Origin of the sequence: Micromonospora sp. NPDC023633 (assembly GCF_040640035.1) — a bacterium.
Classification (GTDB): Bacteria; Actinomycetota; Actinomycetes; order Mycobacteriales; family Micromonosporaceae; genus Micromonospora.
This window is the reverse complement of record NZ_JBFABB010000027.1, coordinates 23,167-44,948: the sequence shown is the minus strand read 5'-3', so window position 1 is coordinate 44,948 and position 21,782 is coordinate 23,167. Positions and strand designations below refer to the sequence as shown.

20 protein-coding genes are annotated in these 21,782 nt (G+C 75.1%); 15 read left to right on the top strand and 5 right to left on the bottom strand.

The window, feature by feature from the left end:
- Positions 1 to 25: 25 nt before the first annotated feature.
- The 5 genes from AB0G13_RS11395 to AB0G13_RS11375 all read right to left on the bottom strand — a co-directional run bounded on the left by AB0G13_RS11395 (position 26) and on the right by AB0G13_RS11375 (position 5,027).
- Positions 26 to 2,731, bottom strand: coding sequence for an FtsX-like permease family protein (locus AB0G13_RS11395; protein WP_357872289.1), 2,706 nt, complete (start codon positions 2,729 to 2,731; stop codon positions 26 to 28).
- Positions 2,728 to 3,486: an ABC transporter ATP-binding protein gene (locus tag AB0G13_RS11390; protein ID WP_357872286.1), complete on the bottom strand. Its 759-nt coding sequence runs from the start codon at positions 3,484 to 3,486 to the stop codon at positions 2,728 to 2,730. The genes AB0G13_RS11395 and AB0G13_RS11390 overlap by 4 nt, the downstream gene beginning before the upstream one ends.
- On the bottom strand, positions 3,483 to 4,070 hold the full coding sequence (locus tag AB0G13_RS11385; RefSeq protein ID WP_357872283.1) for a PadR family transcriptional regulator: 588 nt from the start codon (positions 4,068 to 4,070) through the stop codon (positions 3,483 to 3,485). Before AB0G13_RS11385 ends, AB0G13_RS11390 begins: the two co-directional genes overlap by 4 nt.
- 64 nt (positions 4,071 to 4,134) lie before the next feature.
- A complete protein-coding gene (locus AB0G13_RS11380; RefSeq protein WP_357872280.1) occupies positions 4,135 to 4,581 on the bottom strand; it encodes a ferritin-like domain-containing protein in 447 nt (148 codons plus the stop codon).
- Positions 4,578 to 5,027, bottom strand: a complete 450-nt coding sequence (locus AB0G13_RS11375; RefSeq protein WP_357872277.1) for a hypothetical protein — start codon at positions 5,025 to 5,027, stop codon at positions 4,578 to 4,580. The genes AB0G13_RS11380 and AB0G13_RS11375 overlap by 4 nt, the downstream gene beginning before the upstream one ends.
- Positions 5,028 to 5,256: 229 nt before the next feature.
- Here AB0G13_RS11375 and rimP point away from each other — a divergent pair, with 229 nt between their 5' ends.
- The 15 genes from rimP to AB0G13_RS11300 all read left to right on the top strand — a co-directional run bounded on the left by rimP (position 5,257) and on the right by AB0G13_RS11300 (position 21,777).
- Positions 5,257 to 5,961, top strand: coding sequence for a ribosome maturation factor RimP (gene rimP, locus AB0G13_RS11370; protein WP_357872274.1), 705 nt, complete (start codon positions 5,257 to 5,259; stop codon positions 5,959 to 5,961).
- Positions 5,958 to 7,001, top strand: a complete 1,044-nt coding sequence (gene nusA, locus AB0G13_RS11365) for a transcription termination factor NusA (protein WP_357872271.1) — start codon at positions 5,958 to 5,960, stop codon at positions 6,999 to 7,001. Before rimP ends, nusA begins: the two co-directional genes overlap by 4 nt.
- Positions 7,002 to 7,017: 16 nt before the next feature.
- Entirely contained in the window at positions 7,018 to 7,350 is a 333-nt protein-coding gene (locus tag AB0G13_RS11360; RefSeq protein ID WP_091620735.1) for a YlxR family protein, read from the top strand.
- A gap of 93 nt (positions 7,351 to 7,443) precedes the next feature.
- Positions 7,444 to 10,377 (top strand): translation initiation factor IF-2, encoded by a 2,934-nt coding sequence (gene infB, locus AB0G13_RS11355; protein ID WP_357872268.1) that lies wholly within the window; start codon positions 7,444 to 7,446, stop codon positions 10,375 to 10,377.
- An 87-nt stretch (positions 10,378 to 10,464) separates the two neighbouring features.
- The gene (locus AB0G13_RS11350) at positions 10,465 to 10,758 is read left to right on the top strand and encodes a DUF503 domain-containing protein (RefSeq protein ID WP_101414636.1); all 294 of its coding nucleotides are present in this window, start codon (positions 10,465 to 10,467) and stop codon (positions 10,756 to 10,758) included.
- 158 nt (positions 10,759 to 10,916) lie between these two features.
- On the top strand, positions 10,917 to 11,417 hold the full coding sequence (gene rbfA, locus AB0G13_RS11345; RefSeq protein WP_357872350.1) for a 30S ribosome-binding factor RbfA: 501 nt from the start codon (positions 10,917 to 10,919) through the stop codon (positions 11,415 to 11,417).
- 101 nt (positions 11,418 to 11,518) lie between these two features.
- Entirely contained in the window at positions 11,519 to 12,496 is a 978-nt protein-coding gene (locus AB0G13_RS11340) for a bifunctional oligoribonuclease/PAP phosphatase NrnA (protein WP_357872347.1), read from the top strand.
- An 87-nt stretch (positions 12,497 to 12,583) separates the two neighbouring features.
- Complete coding sequence (locus AB0G13_RS11335) at positions 12,584 to 12,991, top strand: hypothetical protein (RefSeq protein ID WP_357872265.1); 408 nt, start codon at positions 12,584 to 12,586, stop codon at positions 12,989 to 12,991.
- Positions 12,991 to 13,200 (top strand): DUF6186 family protein, encoded by a 210-nt coding sequence (locus AB0G13_RS11330; protein WP_357872344.1) that lies wholly within the window; start codon positions 12,991 to 12,993, stop codon positions 13,198 to 13,200. Before AB0G13_RS11335 ends, AB0G13_RS11330 begins: the two co-directional genes overlap by 1 nt.
- A 1,108-nt stretch (positions 13,201 to 14,308) precedes the next feature.
- Positions 14,309 to 15,280: a DMT family transporter gene (locus AB0G13_RS11325; RefSeq protein ID WP_357872263.1), complete on the top strand. Its 972-nt coding sequence runs from the start codon at positions 14,309 to 14,311 to the stop codon at positions 15,278 to 15,280.
- A gap of 46 nt (positions 15,281 to 15,326) precedes the next feature.
- Positions 15,327 to 16,652: an MATE family efflux transporter gene (locus tag AB0G13_RS11320; RefSeq protein WP_357872260.1), complete on the top strand. Its 1,326-nt coding sequence runs from the start codon at positions 15,327 to 15,329 to the stop codon at positions 16,650 to 16,652.
- Between the two features lie 125 nt (positions 16,653 to 16,777).
- Positions 16,778 to 17,662, top strand: a complete 885-nt coding sequence (gene truB / locus AB0G13_RS11315; protein ID WP_357872257.1) for a tRNA pseudouridine(55) synthase TruB — start codon at positions 16,778 to 16,780, stop codon at positions 17,660 to 17,662.
- 57 nt (positions 17,663 to 17,719) lie between these two features.
- On the top strand, positions 17,720 to 18,649 hold the full coding sequence (locus AB0G13_RS11310; protein WP_357872254.1) for a bifunctional riboflavin kinase/FAD synthetase: 930 nt from the start codon (positions 17,720 to 17,722) through the stop codon (positions 18,647 to 18,649).
- 247 nt (positions 18,650 to 18,896) lie between these two features.
- On the top strand, positions 18,897 to 19,166 hold the full coding sequence (gene rpsO / locus AB0G13_RS11305) for a 30S ribosomal protein S15 (RefSeq protein ID WP_121396038.1): 270 nt from the start codon (positions 18,897 to 18,899) through the stop codon (positions 19,164 to 19,166).
- A gap of 226 nt (positions 19,167 to 19,392) precedes the next feature.
- Positions 19,393 to 21,777, top strand: a complete 2,385-nt coding sequence (locus AB0G13_RS11300) for a polyribonucleotide nucleotidyltransferase (RefSeq protein ID WP_357872251.1) — start codon at positions 19,393 to 19,395, stop codon at positions 21,775 to 21,777.
- Positions 21,778 to 21,782: the final 5 nt, after the last annotated feature.

Here is a 21,782-nt window from a genome sequence, read left to right as displayed (position 1 = left end):
GACCAGTGTGCCCGCTTGCGGCCCGTCAGTCGAGACGTCGCTCGACCGGCAGCCGGGACCGGGTGAAGAGGCCCGCGCCGAGCATCGCGACCAGCGGCACCACCACCAGGACGCCGAGCGTGGTCCACGGGACCACCACGGGGTACGGCTCCGCGACGGGCCACAGGCCGGCGTACCGGCGGTTGAGGGCGGTCAGGATGATCGTCGCGGAGCCGAGGCCGGCGACGATGCCGAGCGCGGAGCCCAGCACGGCGATCACCCCGGACTGGCAGAGCGAGAGCAGCCGGCGCAGCCCCGGGCCGGCGCCGACCGCCGCGAGGGTGGACAGGTCCGCCCGACCCTCGGCGGCGGCCAGCCCGGTGGCGATGCCGGCGGCGCCCAGGGTGATCACCCCGGCCGCGGCGGCCAGCAGGAGCAGCAGCGGCCGGCCCGCGTTGGCCTGGTCGCCCCCCTCGATCTCCACCTGCGCGCCCAGCGGGCGCACGGCGGCGAGGAACCGGTCCTGCCGGTCCTCGTCGGGCACGCCGTCGGCGGTGATCGCCCAGCCGAGCGGGTGGACGGTCAGCCCGAGCCGCTCGGCGGCCGGCCGGGAGAGCAGCAGCCGGTGCGCGCCCAGCCCGGTGGGCAACGGGTACCCGGCGACGGTGGTGGTGGCCGGGGTGTCGGGCCGGGCCTGCCCGGGGCGGGTCACCCTGACCTCGACCCGTCCGTCCACCACGTAGCGCGGATCGGTCACCACCGCGCCGCCGGCCCGCAGCACGGCGGTGGCGGCGGCGACGTCGGCGGGGGCGGCGCCGGTGAGCACCGGCAGCGCCGTTCCGTCGTCCACCACCACGTGGAAGTACCCGCCGAAGTGGTCCTCCGGTCCGGTGCGGCAGCGGGCGTCCGCGCGGGCCCGTCGCTGCTGCGCCGGGCTCAGCCGGTCGTCCGGCGCCCACGGGCAGACGCGCTCGGCCGGCAGCACCGGCGAGACCACGCACAGCTCGGTCTCCGGGCCGCAACGGGGCTCCGCGAGCGGCGCCACCGCCCGGACCCCCAGGTGGGCGCGGGCCGCCTCGGCGACCCGGGGCAGCGCGGGCGGGCCGTCCGCGCCGGGGTTGGTCACCAGCACGGTGCCGGGCGGCAGGGCGGGCCGGTAGATCGTGGCAGACCGGGCGTCGTCGCTGGCCAGGTACACGCCGATGGCGACGCTGCCGGCGACCGCCGCCATCACGGCGGAGATCGCCGGCGCGGTCGACGACCGGTTGCGGCTGGCGTCGCGCAGCGCGATCCGGGGCGCCAGCGGCAGCGACCGCCCGAGGTGGGCGAGCAGGCCGACCAGCGTCGGGGTGGCGAAGACCAGGCCCAGCTCACCGAGGACGAGGCCGGCGAGGATCACCGCCGGCGCCGTCCGGGCCGCCCCGAACGCGGCCACCGCGGCCCCGCCGACAGCCAGGGCCACCCCGGCGGTCAGCCAGCGCCGCCGGTGCGCCGGCGGGGTGCGCCGGCCGGCCAGCCCCGCCACCACGTCCTGCCGGGCGGCCGTCCAGGCCGGGGCGAGCGCGGCCAACACCCCGGCCAGCACCGCGACGGCCGCGATCGCCGCGAGCGCCTCCGGCCAGCAGCGGTACCCGCCGAAGCGCGCGCCGTAGAGGTGCTGCTCCACCAGCGGGCGACCGGCGAACGCGGCGGCGACGCCCAGCGTGACGCCGACGGCGGCGCCGAGGGCGCCCAGCACCACGCCGTCGGCCAGCACGATGCGGCGCAGGTGGGCGTCGTCCCCGCCGGCCACGGCGACCAGCGCGAGCTCCCGGCGTCGCCGCCGTACGCCGACCGCGAAGGCCGGCCCGACGAGCAGCACCACCTCCAGCAGTCCCAGCCCGCCGACGAGCACCGAGACGCTCATCCCCTCCACGTCCATCGAGGAGTGGCCGTCCGGTGGGAACGTGACGGCGTCCGACGCGAGGGCGGGGGTGCGGGCGTGGACCAGGACGCCGTGCTCGTTGAGCCGGCGGAACAGTCCCTCGTCGACGGTCCCGGGCAGGTCGACCAGCCAGCTCGTGTCCGGCTCGGTCTCCGTCGGCGCCGCCGTCGGGTACAGCGTCACGACCGGGCCCAGGTGGTCGGGGTACTCGGCCACCCCGACCACCCGCCAGGAGCGGGCGCCGTCGCCGGAGGTGACGGTGCCGCCGAGGCGGACGTCGAGGCGGCGCAGCGCCGCCGGGCTGACCGCGATCTCGTCCGGCCCGGCGGGCGCCCGCCCCGAGTGGAACCGGACCAGCCCTCGACCGAGCGGGTCGGCGAGGTCCACGGCGCGTCCCGTGAGGTCGTCGTCGACCCGCTCGCCGACCCGGGCGTCGAACGACACCCAGCGGCGCAGCGGGACCACCCGGCTCCCGGCCGGCAGGAGGGCGGCCACCTGCTCGGCGGTGACGGCCCCGGCCGGGGGCGGGTCCTCCCGGCCGGCGTGCCAGACGTCGCCCCAGGCGCTCTGCGCGATCGGGTGCCGCACCACCCAGAGCAGCTCCGCGTCGGCCGCGCCGAGCTGGCGGTCGGTCCGCTCGGCCGGCGTCAGCTCGGACATCCGCCAGCTCACCGCGGTGAAGGTCAGCACCAGCACCGGCAGCGTGATCATCGCCAGCACCAGCGCCGTACGCCCCCGGGCCCGCCGGGCCTCCCGCCGGGCGATGCGCAGCGCGGCCCACCAGGAGCCGGTCGCCCGGGCGAGTCGGCCGCCCCGGCCCGGGCTCACCGACCGCTGCCGCTCAGCAGCTGCTCCACGCTGCCCAGCGGGGCCGTCGTGTCGACCAGCACCCCGTCGCGGAGGAAGACCACCCGGTCGGCCCAGGCGGCGTGCCGCGCCTCGTGGGTCACCAGCACGGCGGCGGCCCCCGCGTCGACCCGCCGGCGCAGCAGGTGCAGCACCGCCTCGCCGGTCTGCGAGTCCAGCGCGCCGGTCGGTTCGTCGGCGAGCACCAGCCGGCGCTCGCCGACGAGTGCGCGGGCGATCGCCACCCGCTGCTGCTGCCCGCCCGAGAGCTGGTCGGGAAACCGGTCGCCCAGCTCGGTCAGGCCCACCTCGGCCAGCGCGTCCAGCGCCAGCCGGCGGGCCCGCCGGACGCCCGTCCCGTCGAGTTCGAGGGGGAGGGCGACGTTCTCCACGGCGCTGAGGCTGCCGAGCAGGTTGAGGTCCTGGAAGACGTAGCCGATCCGGCGGCGCCGCACCTGGGCCAGCCGCCGCCGGTCCAGCGCGCCGAGCGGCTGTCCCTCCACGTGGACCTCGCCGGCGGTCGGGCCGTCCAGCCCGCCGGCCAGGGCGAGCAGGGTCGACTTGCCCGAGCCGGACGGTCCCATCACGGCGACGAGTTCCCCCGCGTGGACGGCGAGGCTCACCCCGCGCAGCGCGTGCACGGCCGCCGCGCCGGCACCGTGGGTGCGATGCACGTCACGCACGTCGAGCACGGGCGTGGTCGGGCTCCCGCCCGCCGGCCCGTTCCCCGTGCTCACCGTCGCGCCTCCTCGTCCGCCCGGTCCACCGCCTCGGCAGGCGTCGGCGGGACGCGGCCGGGCTCCGCCGGACGGTAGCGCACGAGGCTGGTCTCGCAGTGGTCCAGCCAGCGCACCTCGGCCTCGGCCTGGAAGACCATGGCGTCGAGCACCAGCCGCCACGGCAGGTCCTCGGGGCGGTCGCTGGCGTACTTCAACCGGGTCAACTCCTGCAACGCCCGCATGGTCGCGCTGCGCTGGGTCTGCACCACCGACCGGACGTCGACCCCCGGGGTGGTCAGCGCGAGGGCCAGCTTGATCGCCAGCTCGTCCCGGGGCCGGTCGGTGCGGCTGATCGGGGTGGCGAACCACAGGGCCAGGTCCGCCCGCCCGGCGTCGGTGATCTCGTACGGGCGCTGCCCCGCCTCGCTCTCGGGCAGCGACCGGACCAGCCCGTCCCGCTCCAGGCGGGACAGGGTGGTGTAGACCTGCCCGATGTTCAGCGGCCAGGTCGAGCCGGTCGACTCCTCGAACGCGGCGCGGAGCTGGTAGCCGTACATCTGGCCGCGTTCGAGCAGGGCGAGCAGCCCGTGACGGATGGACATGGCAACGGAGTATGCATACCTGGTATGCGACCCGCAACCGGAGCGGGGCCGACGGGCCGACCGGTCAGGCGGGTCGGCCCGGGAACGGCACCGTCAGCGGGGTGATCCCGGCCGCCCGCCGCCAGCGGGTGGCCCGCAGGGCGTACTCGACCAGGGCGGCCAGGGCCCGGTCCCGGTCGGCGCCGGTGGTGGCCGGCACCGCCGCCCGCCAGAACGCGGCCGTGCGCTCCTCCACCTCGACGGCCAGTCGCAGCGCGCTCGCCTGATCGGTGACCGGGAACGGCAGCGTGTAGCCGGCCCGGTCCGGCGGGACGCTCCCGCCACCGGCGCTCAGCTGCACGATCAGGTCGTCGCGGCGGCGCCGGTGCGCGGCCTCGGCCTCCCTCGCGGCGGTCCGGACGGCGCCGGTGAGGCGTACCCCGATGGGCCCGTACGCCCAGATCGCGGCGTACTCGGCGGAGAGCGCCGCGGCGAGCGCCCCGGCCGGCCCGGACGGTGTCGGTGCGGTCACTTCAGCGCCTCCACGTGCGTGGCCCGGGCGGCGGCGATCGAGGCGAGCAGCGCGGCCCGCTCGGCCGGCGCCGCCGCGCAGGCCCTGGTCGCGGCCTCGCGGCCGGCGCGCTCGTCCTCGCGCAGCGCGGCCCGCGCCACCGCCGGGTCGCCCGGCGCGGCGGGCGTGGCCGTGGCGGACCCCGAGGGCGGCGCGATGCCGATGACCCGGGCCAGCTCGGCCGCGTGCGCGCGGTGCGCCTCGGCGATCGGGGTGAGCAGGCCGGCGAGCGTGGGGTGCGCGGCGGCGGCGTTCCGGTGCCCGGCGGCGAGCCGGAGCGACTCGTCGAGCAGCGGCGTGAGCGGGTCGGGCCCGGGCGTGGGGTCGTCGTCGCGGTCGAGGAGGCCGCAGCCGGTCAGCGGCGCGGCCGCCCCGCCGAGCGCCAGGAGTGCCCCGGCGCGCAGCACGTTTCGCCGGGAATGCCCGGTTGTTTCGCCGCGTCGTGTCGTTCTGCCCGTCGCCACCGGACAAGTCAACACCATCACCGGCCGTACGTGGGTCACCGGCGTCGGTGCGCCGCCCGGCCCGGCGCCCGGCAGGCGCGTTACGCTCTGCGCAGCCACCGGCGCGTCAGCTCCGGTGGCGTGCCGGCATGGCGGCCGACCGGGTGCCGTCGATCAGCAGGAGGGTGCGGAGATGACGCAGCGTGGCCGTGCCACGAGGTCGACGGGTCCGGCGGGGAGGCCCCGACGCGCCGACGCCCCACGGGGCGGGGAGCGTGCCGGCGGCCCGCGCGGCGACCTCGCCGCCCGGCGGGCCCGGCTGCGTGAGGTGATCGAGCCGGTGGTCACCGCCGCCGGCTACGACCTGGAGGAGCTCTCCGTCTCCCGCGCCGGCCGGCGGCACGTGGTGCGGGTGATCGTGGACGCCGACGGCGGGATCAGGCTGGATGCCGTCGCCGAGGTCTCCCGGGCCGTCTCCGCGGCCCTCGACGCGGCCGAGGAGGCCGGGGGCGACATCGTCGCCGGGGAGTACCAGCTGGAGGTCAGCTCCCCCGGCGTGGACCGGCCGCTCACCCTGCCCCGGCACTGGCGGCGCAACGTCGGCCGGCTGGTGAAGGTGACCGCCCGCGGCGCGGGCGCCCTGCCCGGCCGGCCCGCCGAGCAGCCCGCCGGTGACCGGCAGGTCACCGGCCGGGTGGTGGAGGCCGACGACGAGCGCGTGGTGCTGGAGACCGACGCCGGCCGCGCCGCCTGGACGTACGCAGAGCTCGGCCCCGGCCGGGTGCAGGTCGAGTTCCACCGCCTCGAGGAGATCGAGGAGACGGACGAACCCGACGACATGGACGACACCGACGACGACTTCGACGACGAAGATGATGTGGAGGACGAGGAGAGGTGAACATCGACCTCGCGGCGCTGCGCGCACTCGAGCGCGAGCGGGAGATCCCGTTCGACACGATCCTCGCGGCGATCGAGACCGCGCTGCTGACCGCCTACCGGCACACCGAGGGGGCGGAGTCGCACGCCCGGGTGGAGATCGACCGCAAGTCCGGCGCGGCCCTGGTCTACGCGCAGGAGCTGGACGACGACGGCACCGTGGTGCGGGAGTGGGACGACACCCCGCACGACTTCGGCCGGATCGCCGCCATGACCGCCAAGCAGGTGATCCTCCAGCGGCTGCGGGAGGCCACCGACGAGGTGCACTTCGGCGAGTACGTGGGCCGCGACGGTGACCTGGTCACCGGCGTCGTGCAGGCCCACGAGGCGCGCAGCGAGAAGGGCATCGTCAGCGTCGACCTCGGCAAGCTGGAGGGCGTCCTGCCCCAGTCCGAGCAGGTGCCCGGCGAGCGCTACGCGCACGGCGAGCGGATCCGCTGCGTGGTGGTGCACGTGGCCAAGGGGATGCGCGGGCCGCAGATCACCCTCTCCCGGTCCCACCCGGCGCTGGTCAAGAAGCTCTTCGCGCTCGAGGTGCCGGAGATCGCCGACGGCACGGTCGAGATCGGCGCGATCGCACGTGAGGCGGGTCACCGTACGAAGATCGCGGTCCGCTCCACCACCCAGGGCGTCAACGCCAAGGGCGCCTGCATCGGGCCGATGGGGCAGCGGGTCCGCGCGGTGATGAGCGAGCTGCACGGCGAGAAGATCGACATCATCGACTGGTCGGACGACCCGGCGACGTTCGTCGGCAACGCCCTGTCGCCGGCCAAGGCCCTGCGGGTCGAGGTGGTCGACCTCGCCAGCCGCACCGCCAGGGTCACCGTGCCGGACTTCCAGCTCTCCCTCGCCATCGGCCGGGAGGGGCAGAACGCCCGACTTGCTGCCCGGTTGACCGGTTGGCGGATCGACATCCGGTCGGACGCCGAGCAGTCCGGCGCGGCCGGCCGGGGCGGGGCTGATCACGTCCCGGAGCCGGGCGGCGCGATCTCGGGCGCCTAGGGGTAGACTTTCTCCAGTGGTACGACGCGCGCTGCCGGAGCGCACCTGTGTGGGTTGCCGGCGACGTGCGCCGGCCAGCGAATTGCTGCGGATCGTCGCGGTCGGCGACGAGGCTGGTCACAGCCTTCGGCCCGATCCGGCCCGCAGGCTGCCGGGTCGGGGAGCGAACATGCACCCGGATCCGGCCTGCTTCGCGCAAGCGGTGCGGCGACGCGCTTTCGGGCGTGCGTTGCGCATCACCGGGGTCCCCGACCACGGTGAGCTCGCGGAGCACGTCGATGCGCCAACCACTACGTCCGGTCAGCCCGACCGGGCGAGGGTCGCTAGCAGGGTAGGACGACCGACATGAGCACACGATGAAGTCCCTGAAATGACCAGGCTTCAAGTGCACGAGTGAGGTCGCTGCGGGTGCTGCCCGCACGACCTCGGAGTGAGGAGTGCAGTGGCAGGTAAGGCCCGCGTACACGAGCTTGCAAAAGAGCTCGGGGTCGAAAGCAAGACCGTTCTCGCCAAGCTCAAGGAGATGGGCGAGTTCGTGAAGTCCGCGTCCAGCACCGTCGAGGCGCCCGTCGCCCGACGGCTGCGCAGCGCGTTCGTCGCCTCCGCCGGTTCGCCGGCGCCGGCCGCCCCACCGGCGGCCGCCCCGGCGCCGACCCCGACCCCGACGCCCTCCCCGGCCCCCGGTGGGCCCCGGGTCTCGGCCAAGCCGATGCCGCCCCGGCGGCCGGCCGCGCCGACGCCCGGCCCGAAGCCCAAGGGCCCGGTGCCCGGTCCGCCGCAGCCCGCGGCCCCGGTCGCCAAGCCGGCGAGTGCCCACGACATCGAGGTGGCGGCCGCCGAGGCGCGTGCCGCCGCGCTGAAGGCCGAGCAGGAGGCGGCGGTCAAGGCCGCCCAGGCCGCTCGGCAGCAGCAGCGTGAGAACGTCCGCCGGGAGCCCCCGGCGGACGGTGGCAACCGTCCCGGTCCCCGACCGGGTCCGGGTGCCATGCCGCCCCGCCCGGGTTCCCCGGCCGCCGGTCGTCCCGGCGCGCCGGCGCCGGGCCCGGGTGGTCGTCCGGGCGGGCGTCCGCCGGCGCGCGGCGCCGGTAACAACCCGTTCGGCATCCAGGGCAGCCAGCAGCAGCAGCGGCCCCCGGCCGCCGGTGCGGGTGGTCCCCGGCCCAGCCCGGCCGGCATGCCGCCGCGCCCCAGCCCGGCCTCCATGCCGCCCCGTCCGAGCCCGGCCTCCATGCCGAGCCAGCGTCCCGCTACCGGTCGCCCCGGCCCCGGTGGCGCCGGTCGCGGTCCCGGTGGCGGCGCGGGTCGTCCCGGTGGCGGCGCCGGTGGCGGTGGCTTCCGCGGCGGTCCCGGTGGCGGCGGCGGCGGTGCGCCGGGCGGCGGTTTCCGGCCGGGTGCTCCGGCCGGCGGCGGTGGTCGTCCGGGTGGTGGCGGTCGTGGCCGTGGCGGCGGCGCCGCGGGTGCCTTCGGGCGTCCGGGTGGCCGGCCGACGCGTGGTCGCAAGTCCAAGAAGCAGCGCAGACAGGAGTTCGACAACCTGTCGGCTCCGACCATGAGCTCGGGTGCCCCCCGGGGTCAGGGTCAGGTCGTCAGGCTCTCCCGTGGCGCCTCGCTGTCGGACTTCGCCGACAAGATCAACGCCAACCCGGGTTCGCTGGTCCAGGAGATGTTCAACCTGGGCGAGATGGTCACGGCGACCCAGTCGTGCTCCGACGACACCCTGCTCCTGCTGGGTGAGCACCTCGGCTTCAACGTGCAGATCGTCAGCCCGGAGGACGAGGACCGCGAGCTGCTCGCGCAGTTCAACATCGACCTCGACGCCGAGGTCGCGGAGGACCGCCTGGTCGACCGTGCGCCGGTAGTGACCGTCATGGGTCACGTCGACCACGGTAAGACCAAGCTGCTCGACGCGATCCGCAAGGCGAACGTCGTGGCCGGCGAGGCGGGTGGCATCACCCAGCACATCGGTGCCTACCAGGTCCACGTGCCGCACGAGGGCGAGGACCGCGCGGTGACCTTCATCGACACCCCGGGTCACGAGGCGTTCACCGCCATGCGTGCCCGTGGTGCCCAGGTCACCGACATCGTGGTGCTCGTCGTCGCGGCCGACGACGGTGTCATGCCGCAGACGATCGAGGCGTTGAACCACGCCAAGGCGGCCGACGTGCCGATCGTGGTGGCGGTCAACAAGGTCGACAAGCCCGAGGCGAACCCGGACAAGGTCCGCCAGCAGCTGACCGAGTACGGCCTGGTCGCCGAGGAGTACGGCGGCGACACCATGTTCGTCAACGTGGCGGCGAAGCCGGGCATCGGCATCGACGAGCTGCTCGAGGCGGTCCTGCTGACCGCCGACGCGTCGCTGGAGCTGACCGCTCCGATCGACGGGCCGGCGCAGGGTGTGGCCATCGAGGCGCACCTGGACAAGGGCCGCGGTGCGGTGGCGACGGTGCTGGTGCAGAAGGGCACCCTGCGGGCGGGCGACTCGATCGTCGCCGGTGGGGCGCACGGCCGGGTCCGGGCGATGCTCGACGAGAACGGCAACCAGGTCGCCGAGGCCGGTCCGGCCCGTCCGGTCCTGGTGCTCGGTCTGACCGCGGTGCCCGGTGCCGGCGACACGTTCCTGGCGGCCGAGGACGACCGCACGGTGCGCCAGATCGCCGAGCAGCGGCAGGCACGGCGGCGGGCGGCGTCGTTCGCCAACTCCCGCGGCCGGGCCACCCTCGAGACGCTCATGGAGCAGCTCAAGGAGGGCGAGAAGACCTCGCTCAACCTGGTGCTCAAGGGCGACGTCTCCGGTTCCGTGGAGGCCCTCGAGGACGCGCTGTTCAACCTCGACATCCCGGAGGAGGTCCAGCTCAGGATCATCCACCGGGGCGTGGGCGCGATCACCGAGAGCGACGTCATGCTCGCGAGCGCGTCTTCCGAGCCGGTCACGATCATCGGTTTCAACGTGCGGGCCGCCAACAAGGTCCGCGAGATCGCCGACCGCGAGGCTGTGGAGATCCGGTACTACACCGTGATCTACCAGGCCATCGAGGAGATCGAGGCGGCGCTCAAGGGCCTGCTCAAGCCGGAGTACGAGGAGGTCGAGCTGGGCACCGCGGAGATCCGCGACGTCTTCCGCTCGTCCAAGATCGGCAACATCTCCGGCTGCATCGTCCGGTCGGGCATCATCCGGCGCAACGCCAAGGCGCGCCTGCTGCGGGACGGGTCGGTGGTGGCGGACAACCTCACCGTCAGCTCGCTCAAGCGGTTCAAGGACGACGCCACGGAGGTGCGCGAGGGCTTCGAGTGTGGTCTGACCCTGGGTGGTTTCAACAACGTCCAGGTCGGCGACATCATCGAGACCTTCGAGATGCGGGAGAAGGTTCGCGCCTGATCCGCTGAACCACTGATCGGGGGGTTTACGCCGAAAGGCGTAAACCCCTTGATCATGTGGGGGTCCGTGCGGGTATCGTCCGGGGCGATGTTCACCGGAACCGCGGTCTTCGACCTGCTGCTGCCGGGCGACTCCCGGTCGCTCAAGGCCAAGAGATCATACGTACGGCCGATCGTCGCGGCGTTGCGCCGCTTCGAGGTCTCGGCCGCCGAAGTGGGAGCGCTCGACCTGCACGGTCGGGCCGAGATAGCCGTGGCCGTGGTGGCCGCCGAGGCGTCGCACGTCCGCGAGGTGCTGGACTCCTGCGAGCGCCTGGTGGCCGGCCGGCCGGAGACCGAGTTGCTCTCGGTGCGCCGGCGGCTGTACGGCGAAGAGGACTGACCCGGCGGCGCCCGTCCGCCGGAAGCCGGTACGCAGCCGGCGCCGCGCGACGCGGGTGGCCGCGCGGGTAGTGTTCGAGTTTGTTGGGCCGTCGGCTCCGGGGCGCTCCGCGTCGCCCGGACGGCGGCCGGGAGCGGGACGCCGTGGAGGTGGCGAAGATGTCGGATCCGGCCAAGGTACGCCGGCACGCGGAGCGGGTGCGTGAACTGGTCGCGTCGGTGGTGCGCAGCCAGATCAAGGACCCCCGGCTCGGCATGATCACGATCACCGACGCCCGGATCACCGCCGACCTGCGCGACGCCACCGTCTTCTACACGGTGCTCGGCGACGCGGCGGCCCAGGCGGGCACGGCGGCGGCGCTGGAGAGCGCCAAGGGCATGCTGCGCAGCACCGTCGGCAAGGCGCTCGGGCTGCGGCACTCGCCGACGCTGACCTTCGTCCTGGACGACGTGCAGGACCAGGTCAAGCACATCGACGACCTGCTCGCCCAGGCCCGCAACGCCGACGCCGAGGTGCAGCGCCTCGCCGCCCGGGCCGAGTACGCGGGCGAGCCCCAGCCGTACCGGCTGGACGAGGACGAGGACGGCGACGAGGCGCGCGACGAGGACGGCGACGAGGACGAGGACGAGACCCCGCCCCGGGGCGGGGACCCGCGGTGACGCAGTCCTCCGGCGGACCGGCCGGTGGCGCCCTCGCCGAGGCGACGCCACCGGCCGACTCCGGCCCGACCGAGGCGGAGTGGGCCGCCGGCGTCGCGGCCGTGCGGGACCTGCCGCCGGACGGGCGGGTGCTGCTGATCTGCCACGTCAACCCGGACGGGGACGCGCTGGGCAGCATGCTCGGCTTCGGGCTCGGGCTGCGTCGGCTGGGTGTGCGGCGGATGCAGGCGACCTTCCCCGGTCCGCCGGAGGTGCCGGAGCCGTTCCGCGGGCTGCCCGGGCTCGACCTGCTGGTGCCGGCGACCGAGGCATACCCGGACCCGGACCTGGTCATCTGCTTCGACGCGGCCAGCGAGTCGCGGCTCGGCGAGCTGGTCGACCGGCTGGAGACCGCCGGCGCCGCGCTGGTGCTCGACCACCACGCGTCGAACACCCGCTTCGGCCGGACCAACCTGGTGGACCCGCACGCGGCGGCCACCTCGGTGGTCGCCGAAGGGCTGCTCGCCCGGCTCGGCGTCCCGCTGGACGCCGGGATCGCGGAGTGCCTCTATGTCGCACTGAGCACCGACACCGGCTCGTTCCGGTTCGAGGCGACCACCCCGGCGGTGCACCAGTTGGCGGCCCGCCTGCTGGCGACCGGCATCCGGCCCGGTGACATCTCCCGCCGGATCTTCGACACCCGGCCGTTCGGCGCCGTCCGCCTCTTCGGCGAGGTGCTCGGCCGGGCCCGCCTGGAGCCCGCCGCAGCCGCCGGGCACGGTCTGGTGTGGACGTACGCGACCCAGGACGACCTGGCCCGGCACGACCAGCGTGCGTACGTGCTGGAGGCGCTGATCGACTCGGTCCGGTGCACCGCCGAGGCCGACGTCAGCTGCGTGGTCAAGCAGACGTCGACCGGCGACTGGGCGGTGTCGATGCGCAGCAAGGGCGCGGTGGACGTCAGCCGGGTGGCGGTCGCGCTGGGCGGCGGTGGGCACCGCTTCGCCGCCGGCTTCACCGGTTCGGGGACGGTCGACGAGGTCGTCGACCGGATCCGCGCGGAGCTCGACGGCGCGCTGACCGGCCCCGGCCGGCACTGATCCGGAAGGGCCGGGCGCGGGAAGATCAGGGTGAGCCTGGGGAGTGTCCGTCTTCCCGGTTCCGCCCGGTACGGGGAGAATCGCGGGATGGAACAGCCCCACGACCTCACCGTCGAGGCGCCCCGTGCCTGGGACCGTCCCGCCGTCACCGTGCCGGTGCTCGTCTGCCTCTCGCTGGTCGGCGGCCGGTTCCCGTCCTTCTCGACCGAGGCCAATCTCTGGACCCTCGGCACCGGCGGGGTGCTGATCTGGCTGGGCCTGAGCAACCGGGTGCCCCGGCGGCCCGCCCCACGCCGGTTGGGTGCCCCGGCGGCCTGGTGGGCCCTGCCGGTGGTGGTCTTCGGGGTCTTCGAGGGGACCACGTTCGTGCTGGCTGCGGGGGACGACTTTCCCACCTTCTCGCGGCTGGCCGATCCGCTGCTGGAGGACCACCTGGTCCGCTCGGCGGCCTGGTTGGGCTGGCTGTCGGCGTTCTGGGGGTTGGTGCGGCGATGATGCGGACCTTGGCCATCGGTGGCTTCCTGGCCTCCCTGCTGCTCTTCGCCGCCGTCGAGTGGGCGGCCCGTCGCGAGGGCTCCCGGATCCCCACGCTCGGCGAGGTCTGCGCCTACGTGATGCGCTACGAGGTGGGCCCGGTGCCGGTCGGCCGAATCGGCGTGTTCGGCTTCTGGTGGTGGCTGGGCTGGCACTTCCTGGCCCGCTGACCGGGTGCCCCGCGTTCCCCGTGGATCCGTGCCGCGCGCCGGCCCGGACGCGAACACGAGTCCAAATCGCGGGAACACTGGGCAGCATGTGGAACTGAACGATAGCTTGGGAATCGGCCGGCGTCGTGTGGCGGCGCGGGCCGTGGGCGGTGTCGCCACACCCGGCGGCGCCTCCCTCCAGGGTCGGACCGACCCGGGCTTCCGCTGCCCACAGCCGCTCCGGTGACCCCGGACCGCTGCCGGGCGCTCAGCACCACCGCCCGTGAGGGCTGCCGCCCGTCGGCGGCCCACGCCCTGGAAGGGGACCACCATGCCGAGCAAGCCCAAGCCGCAGACCACCGACGAGGCCCGCGAGCAGATGCGCCGCGCGCTGCAGACGTCCATGGACACCCGTCAGTGACCGACGCCGACCGGCGGTGACGCCGCCGGCGTCCCACGCCGACAGCGTCACCGCCCACCCGGCCCCCGGGTTCGGGTCGCGAGCGTCCGCCCCCGCTGCCGGACCGGCCTTCCCTCCCCCCGGACCGTCACGGTCCCCGCATGCGCCGGACTCCCGTCGTCGGCGGCGCGGGCGCCGGTAAGAGCACCCCCCTTCCGCGCCGACCTGCTGGTCCTCCACGACCCCGGCCGGCTGCCCAGCGCCGTCGCCACGCACGCGCCCGCGCTGCCGGTGGTCCGGTTCCGCCGCCGCGCCGAGGTGCGCCGCTGGCTCGACTCCCTGCCCCCGGCCTGAGCGTCCGCGTCCGCCCGCTCCCGGCCGTCGCCCGCGACGTCACCGCCGAGCAGGGGCGACCTGCTCGACGAGGACGTCTGGGCCGCGCCCCGACCACCGCCACCCACAACGCCGAGGCACGCCGGGACGGCTCTCCGCTAGGGTTCGGGCATGAGGTCGTTCCGGGGCGTGCTGCCCCCGCCGCGCTCCTGACCGGAGCGCCACGCCACCGGCCCGCCTCCCCCCGCGGGACGGCCGCCGGTCCACTCGCAGGGCGGCCCGCCTGAGCGGCGCCCCCCGCAGGACCCGGGTGGAAACGCCCGCCGCCTGTCCGTCGTGCGTGCGCTCCGACTGACGTCAACCCTGTCAGCGGCCCATCCTGCCTGGAGCGCACCCGTGACTAGATCGTCTTCTCTTTCGTCGTTCACGTCCCCGTCCACCCCGCGCCGCCCCCGTCCCCTGCCGAGCATCGGCGCTCGCCGGGGGCTGCTCCACGTCACCGGCGCCGCCGTGCTCTGGGGCACCACCGGCGTCGCGGTGCACCTCGTCCGCGAGTCCACCACGCTCACCCCGACGGGCGTCGGCTTCTACCGCCTCGCCATCGGCGCGGTGGTGCTGGTCGCCCTGGTGGCGCACCGGCTGGGCCCGGTGCTCGCGGCGCTGCGGTCGGAACCGGTGGCCCTCGTCCTGATCGGGGTCGGCCTCGGGGGCTACCAGGCGCTGTACTTCCTCGCCGTCGCGGCGGGCGGCGTCGGGGTGGCCACCGTGGTCAGCCTGGGCCTCGCCCCCGTCCTCATCTTCGGGTGGGAGTCCCTGCGCGCGCGCCGGCTGCCCGGGCGGACCATGCTGGGCGCCCTGGTGGCCGGCGTCGCCGGCCTCGCCCTGATCACGGTGTCGGTCGGGGAGCCGGGCGCGACGGCGCCGCGCCCGCTGCTCGGCCTGCTCGCGGCGTTCGGCTCCGGCGTCGGCTACGCCGCCAGCACCGTGCTGAGCCGGCACGCCGCGCAGCGCGTCGCGCCGATGACGCTCACCACCGTCTCCGCCGTCGTCGGCGCGTTGGCGTTGGCCCCGATCGCGCTGGCCGAGGGGATCGGCGTCCCGGCCCGGCTCGCGCCGATCGGCCTGCTCGTCCACCTCGGGGTGGTCACCACGGCGGTGGCGTACGCCCTGTTCTACGCCGGGCTGCGCACCACCACCGGTAGCGCCGCCGCGCTGGCCACGCTGGCGGAGCCGCTCACCGCCGTGCTGCTCGCGGCCTGGCTGGTCGGGGAGTCGCTGCCCGGGCCGGTGCTCGTCGGGGGGGTGCTCCTGCTCGGCGCCGTGAGCGTCGTCCACCTGACTCCGGGCCGGCCCACCCCCGGTAAGTGATCGTCTACCTTGCGATCCTTACCGAGCCGTGCCAGGATCGGCGGCGATGAGCCAATCCGTCCTCTCCGCGCCCCGGGCCGTCGCGCCCCGTCGGATCGCCGCGCTGGCCCTGCCGGCGCTGGTGGTGCTGGCCGCCGAACCGATCTACGTGCTCGTGGACACGGCGGTGGTGGGGCACCTCGGCCGGGTGCCGCTGGCCGCCCTCGCCGTCGGCGGGACGGTGCTGACGCTGATCGCCTGGCTCGGCACCGTCGTCGCGTACGGCACCACGGGGCGCTCGGCCCGGCGGTTCGGGGCGGGCGACCGGGCGTCCGCCGTCGCCGAGGGCGTCCAGTCATCCTGGCTGGCCCTCGGGGTGGGGGTGCTTGTCGCGCTCGGCATGCAGGTCGGCGGCGGGGCGCTGGCGCGTACCCTCGCCGGAGGCCCGGGCGAGGTGGCCGACGCCGCCGCGCAGTGGCTGCGGGTCGCGGCGCTCGGCGCCCCCGGCCTCCTGCTCGCCGCCGCCGGCAACGGCTGGCTGCGCGGCGTGCAGGACACCCGCCGCCCGCTGGTGTTCGTGCTCGGCCCGAACCTGCTCTCCGCCGTGCTCTGCCCGCTGCTGGTCTATCCGGCCGGGCTGGGACTGGTCGGCTCCGCGGTGGCCAACGTGATCGCCCAGACCATCGGCGGGGCGCTCTTCGCCGGGGCGCTGGTCGCCGAGCGGGTCCCGCTGCGGCCCCGGCCGAGGCTGATCGGGCAGCAGTTGGCGCTCAGCCGGGACCTGCTGATCCGGGGCGTCGCGTTCCAGGCCAGCTTCCTCTCCGCCACCGCCGTCGCCGCCCGCTTCGGGGTCGCCGCCGTGGGCGCGCACCAGATCGCCCTGCAACTGTGGTTCTTCACCGCCCTGGTGCTCGACGCGCTCGCCATCGCCGCCCAGTCACTGGTCGGCGCCGCCCTCGGGGCCGGCGACGACGTGGCGGCCCGGGACCTCGCGCGCCGGATCGGGCTGCTCGGCGGCGCCTGCGGCGTGGCGTTCGCCGTGCTCATCGCCGCCGGCGCCGGCGTGGTCCCCGGCTGGTTCAGCTCCGATCCGCAGGTACGCGACCAGGCCATGCTCGCCTGGCCGTGGTTCGTGGCGATGCAGCCGCTGGCCGGTGTGGTGTTCGCCCTCGACGGCGTGCTGATCGGCGCCGGGGACGTCCGCTACCTGCGCAACCTCACCATCGTGGCCGCGCTCGGCGGCTTCCTGCCCGCGATCTGGCTGGCCTACGGGCTCGACCTCGGGCTCGGCGGCATCTGGGCGGGGCTCACGCTGTTCGTGGTGATCCGGCTGGTCGCGCTGCTGCTGCGGCTGCGCTCCGGGGGCTGGGCCGTGGTCGGCGCGGTGCGTTGAGCCTCAGCACCGCCTGGTGACCGGCCGGGGCGCGTCCAGGTCGAAGATGGCACCCGGGTCGCCGCCAGGCGGACGCACGACGGCGGCGGCGGGGCGTCCGGCCCGGTCTGGCAGGCTTGGGTGTCGTGAGCACAGACGGTCTGATCGTGGTCGACAAGCCCGGCGGCATGACGTCGCACGACGTGGTGGCGCGGATCCGCCGGTTGGCGCGGACCCGTCGGGTGGGGCACGGCGGCACCCTCGACCCGATGGCGACGGGCGTCCTGGTGATCGGGGTCGGGCGGGCCACCCGCCTGCTCACCTACGTGATCGGCGCGGGCAAGAGCTACACCGCCACCGTCCGGCTCGGCCAGGCCACCGTCACCGACGACGCCGAGGGCGACGTGATCGCCACCACCCCGGCCGGCCAGGTCAGCGACGGGGCGATCCGGGCGGCCCTGGCCGCGCTGACCGGCGAGATCGACCAGGTGCCGAGCGCGGTCAGCGCCATCAAGATCGACGGGCAGCGGGCGTACAAGCGGGTGCGCGAGGGCGAGAGCGTCGAGCTGCCCGCCCGCCGGGTCACCGTGTCCCGGCTGGAACTGCTGGCGGTACGCCGGGACGCGCCGGACGTCGTGGACGTGGACATCGACGTGACCTGCTCCTCCGGCACGTACATCCGGGCGATCGCCCGCGACGCGGGCCTGGCGCTCGGGGTCGGCGGCCACCTGACGGCGCTGCGCCGTACCGCCGTCGGCAACTTCGCCCTCGCGGAGGCCGCCACCCTCGACGAGCTGGCGGAGCGCGCCCCCGAGGTGGTGAACCTGCCGCTGGCCGCGGCGGCCGAGCGGTTCTTCCCGCGCCGCGACGCCGGCGCCGACGAGGCGAAGGTCCTCTCCCACGGCGGGCCGCTCGACCCGGCGGGAATTTCCGGCCCCTACGCGGTCTTCGGCCCGGACGGCGGGCTGATCGCTATCGTCAGCGAGCGGGACGGCCGGGCCCGCGCGGAGATCGTGTTCGCCCCCGCCTGACGGGGGCGCGGGAGCGGCGGCCGGCGCGGGCCGCCGGAGAGGCAGGGGAGGAACGGCATGCAGCGGTGGCGGGGGTACGACGCGGCGCCCGGTGGCTGGGGGCGGTCGGTCGTCACCATCGGCGTCTTCGACGGAGTGCACAAGGGACACCAGGCGACCATCGGGCACGCCGTGTCCCGGGCTCGCGAGCTGGGCGTGCAGTCGGTGGTGGTCACCTTCGACCCGCACCCGGCCGAGGTGGTGCGCCCCGGCTCGCACCCGGCGGTGCTCACCGAGACCGCCCGCAAGGCCGAGCTGATCGAGGCGCTCGGCGTGGACGTGCTCTGTGTGGTGCCGTTCACCCCGGAGTTCTCCCGGCTGCCCGCCGAGGCGTTCGTGCACGACATCCTGGTCGAGCACCTGCACGCCGCCCTGGTCGTGGTGGGGGACAACTTCCGCTTCGGGCACCGGGCCGCCGGCGACGTGGCGCTGCTGGAGCGGCTCGGCCGCACCTTCGGCTTCGCCGTGGAGGGGGCCCCGCTGGTCGCCGAGGCGGGCACGGTCTACTCCTCCACGTACATCCGCTCCTGCGTCGACGCGGGGGACGTGGCGGCGGCGGCCGCCGCGCTCGGCCGCCCGCACCGGGTGGAGGGCGTGGTGGTCCGCGGCGACCAGCGCGGCCGCGAGCTGGGCTTCCCCACCGCCAACCTGCTCTGCCACCGGTACGCGGCGATGCCTGCCGACGGCGTCTACGCCGCGCGGCTGGTGCGCCGGGGCCACGCCGAGCCGCTGGCGGCGGCGGTGTCCGTGGGCACCAACCCGACGTTCTCCGGCCGGGAACGGCGGGTGGAAGCGTACGTGCTCGACTTCACCGGCGACCTCTACGGCGAGCGGCTGGCGCTGGACTTCGTGGCGCACCTGCGCGGGCAGATCCGTTACGACGCGATCGAGCCGCTGATCGCCCAGATGGGGCAGGACGTCGAGCGGACCCGGCGCGCTCTCGACTGACCGCTTCGCGGCCCTTGACTGACCGCTTCGCGGCCCTTGACTGACCGCTTCGCGGCCCTTGACTGACCGCTTCGCGGCCCTTGACAGGCCGCCGCCCGGCAGGGCTGGTAGTCTGGCGGGGACGTCGGCTGACCGACGTGGGGCCTCGCGTGCCTGCACGACGCCGCGGGTGCGAGGTACCGGTCCGTTTCCGGTCCACAGACCGATCCGACGGACATCATCGAACAACCCACGAAACAGGGAGAACATGGCGCTCGACCAGGAAGCCAAGGCCAAGATCCGCGCGGAGTACGCGACCGCCGACGGCGACACCGGTTCGCCGGAGGTGCAGGTCGCGGTCCTCACCAAGCGGATCGCCGAGCTGACCGAGCACCTGAAGGTGCACAAGCACGACCACCACAGCCGCCGTGGGCTGCTGCTGCTGGTCGGCCGTCGCCGTCGGCTGCTCAACTACGTCCAGAAGAAGGACATCAACCGCTACCGGTCGCTCATCGAGCGGCTCGGTCTGCGCCGGTGACGTGACGGGGGAGTGGCCCGACCGGGCCGCTCCCCCGCTCCGCCACCACACGAAAACCGGGCCGCGCGACCACCCGAGAAGGGAGCCGGTCAGCGTACCGGTCTCCGGTAGTGGCCCCCGGGCACTCCGGCATCCCGCCGGTCACCCGGGCGCTTCGATCGAAGACCGGCCGTCTGAGCAGCTCCCCGCGTCGTGGGCCCCCGATGCGAAGGAGCACGACAGCACCATGACCGAGACCAACCTCGGCACCGAATCCCGCACCGCCGTGATCGACAACGGGTCCTTCGGCACCCGTGAGATCACCTTCTCCACCGGTCGGCTGGCCCGTCAGGCCGCCGGCTCCGTCGTCGCCCAGCTCGGCGAGACGGTCGTCCTCTCCGCCACCACCGCCGGCAAGCAGCCGAAGGAGCAGTTCGACTTCTTCCCGCTGACCGTCGACGTCGAGGAGCGGATGTACGCCGCGGGCCGCATCCCCGGCTCGTTCTTCCGCCGCGAGGGCCGCCCCAGCGAGGACGCGATCCTCACCTGCCGGCTGATCGACCGGCCGCTGCGCCCGTCGTTCGTCAAGGGCCTGCGCAACGAGGTCCAGGTCGTCGAGACCATCCTCGCGCTCGACCCGCAGCACCCCTACGACGTCGTGGCGATCAACGCCGCCTCGATGTCGACCAAGCTCTCCGGCCTGCCGTTCTCCGGCCCGATCGGGGCGACCCGCGTCGCGCACATCGACGGCCAGTGGGTCGCCTTCCCGACCCTGGAGGAGCTGGCCCGGGCCACCTTCGACATGGTCGTGGCCGGCCGCTCGCTGCCGGACGGCGACGTCGCGATCATGATGGTCGAGGCCGAGGCGACGCCGAACGCCGTGACCCTGATCGCGGGCGGGGCGACCGCGCCGACCGAGGAGATCGTGGCCAGCGGCCTGGAGGCCGCGAAGCCGGCGATCCGCGAGCTGTGCCGCGCGCAGAGCGAGCTGGCCGAGGTGGCCGCCAAGCCCGTCGCCGAGTTCCCGGTGTTCCTCGACTACCAGGACGACGTCTACGAGGCGGTGGCCGACCTGGCCCGCGCCGAGGTCGCCGAGGCTCTCCAGATCGCCGGCAAGGCCGACCGCGAGGAGGCCCTCGACCGGGTCAAGGCCCGGGTCGCCGAGGAGCTCGGCGGTCGCTTCGAGGGCCGGGAGAAGGAGCTCAGCGCCGCCTTCCGGTCGCTCACCAAGTCCGAGGTGCGCAACCGGGTGCTGCGCGAGCAGGTCCGCATCGACGGCCGCGGCCCGCGTGACATCCGCCCGCTGACCGCCGAGGTCGGCGTGCTGCCCCGGGTGCACGGTTCGGCGCTGTTCGAGCGCGGCGAGACCCAGATCCTGGGCGTCACCACGCTGAACATGCTGCGCATGGAGCAGATGGTGGACACCCTGTCCCCGGAGAACCGCAAGCGCTACATGCACAACTACAACTTCCCGCCGTACTCGACCGGTGAGACCGGCCGGGTCGGCTCGCCGAAGCGGCGCGAGATCGGCCACGGCGCGCTCGCCGAGCGGGCGCTGATCCCGGTGCTGCCGTCGCGCGAGGAGTTCCCGTACGCCATCCGGCAGGTCTCCGAGGCGCTCGGCTCCAACGGCTCCACCTCGATGGGCTCGGTCTGCGCCTCGACGCTGGGCCTGCTCTCCGCCGGTGTGCCGCTGAAGGCGCCGGTGGCCGGCATCGCCATGGGGCTCATCTCGGACGAGGTGGATGGCAAGACCCAGTACGTGACGCTGACCGACATCCTCGGTGCCGAGGACGCGTTCGGTGACATGGACTTCAAGGTCGCCGGTACGCCGGAGTTCGTCACCGCGCTCCAGCTCGACACCAAGCTCAACGGCATCCCGTCGGACGTGCTGGCCGCCGCGCTGCAGCAGGCGTACGAGGCCCGGCAGACCATCCTCGGCGTGATGCAGGCGGCGATCGAGGGCCCGGCCGAGATGTCGGAGTACGCGCCGCGGGTCACCACCGTCAAGATCCCGGTCGACAAGATCGGCATGGTGATCGGCCCGAAGGGGCAGACCATCAACGCGATCCAGGACGAGACCGGCGCCGAGATCTCCATCGAGGACGACGGCACGATCTACGTCGGCGCCACCAACGGCCCGTCGGCCCAGGCGGCGGTGGACCGGATCAACGGGATCGCCAACCCGACCCTGCCGAAGGCCGGGGAGCGGTTCCTCGGCACCGTCGTGAAGACCGCCGCGTTCGGGGCGTTCATCTCGCTGCTGCCGGGCCGCGACGGCCTGCTGCACATCTCCAAGGTGGGCGACGGCAAGCGGGTCGAGAGGGTCGAGGACTTCCTCAACGTCGGCGACCGGGTCGAGGTCGAGATCGCGGACATCGACGCCCGCGGCAAGATCTACCTGGACAAGGTCCGCCCGGAGGGCGCCGAGGCGCCGGCCGCCGGCGAGGCCGCTGGCGGCGAGCGTCCGGCCGGCCGGGACCGGGACGACCGGGCTCCGCGCGACCGGGGCGACCGTGAGCGCGGCGGCGACCGGGGCGGTCGTGGCCCGGGCGGCGGCGAGCGCGGCGAGGGCGGCGGCGAGGGTGGCGAGGGCGGCGAGCGTCCGCGCCGCCGCACCCGGCGCAGCTGACGCAC

Bases quoted from the DNA above. Each gene is read 5' to 3' on its own strand.
- AB0G13_RS11385 (WP_357872283.1), bottom strand. From the start codon at position 4,070: ATGTCCATCCGTCACGGGCTGCTCGCCCTGCTCGAACGCGGCCAGATG.
- rimP (WP_357872274.1), top strand. From the start codon at position 5,257: ATGACGCAGCGTGGCCGTGCCACGAGGTCGACGGGTCCGGCGGGGAGG.
- AB0G13_RS11350 (WP_101414636.1), top strand. From the start codon at position 10,465: ATGTTCACCGGAACCGCGGTCTTCGACCTGCTGCTGCCGGGCGACTCC.
- rbfA (WP_357872350.1), top strand. From the start codon at position 10,917: ATGTCGGATCCGGCCAAGGTACGCCGGCACGCGGAGCGGGTGCGTGAA.
- AB0G13_RS11335 (WP_357872265.1), top strand. From the start codon at position 12,584: ATGGAACAGCCCCACGACCTCACCGTCGAGGCGCCCCGTGCCTGGGAC.
- AB0G13_RS11330 (WP_357872344.1), top strand. From the start codon at position 12,991: ATGCGGACCTTGGCCATCGGTGGCTTCCTGGCCTCCCTGCTGCTCTTC.
- AB0G13_RS11320 (WP_357872260.1), top strand. From the start codon at position 15,327: ATGAGCCAATCCGTCCTCTCCGCGCCCCGGGCCGTCGCGCCCCGTCGG.
- AB0G13_RS11310 (WP_357872254.1), top strand. From the start codon at position 17,720: ATGCAGCGGTGGCGGGGGTACGACGCGGCGCCCGGTGGCTGGGGGCGG.
- rpsO (WP_121396038.1), top strand. From the start codon at position 18,897: ATGGCGCTCGACCAGGAAGCCAAGGCCAAGATCCGCGCGGAGTACGCG.
- AB0G13_RS11300 (WP_357872251.1), top strand. From the start codon at position 19,393: ATGACCGAGACCAACCTCGGCACCGAATCCCGCACCGCCGTGATCGAC.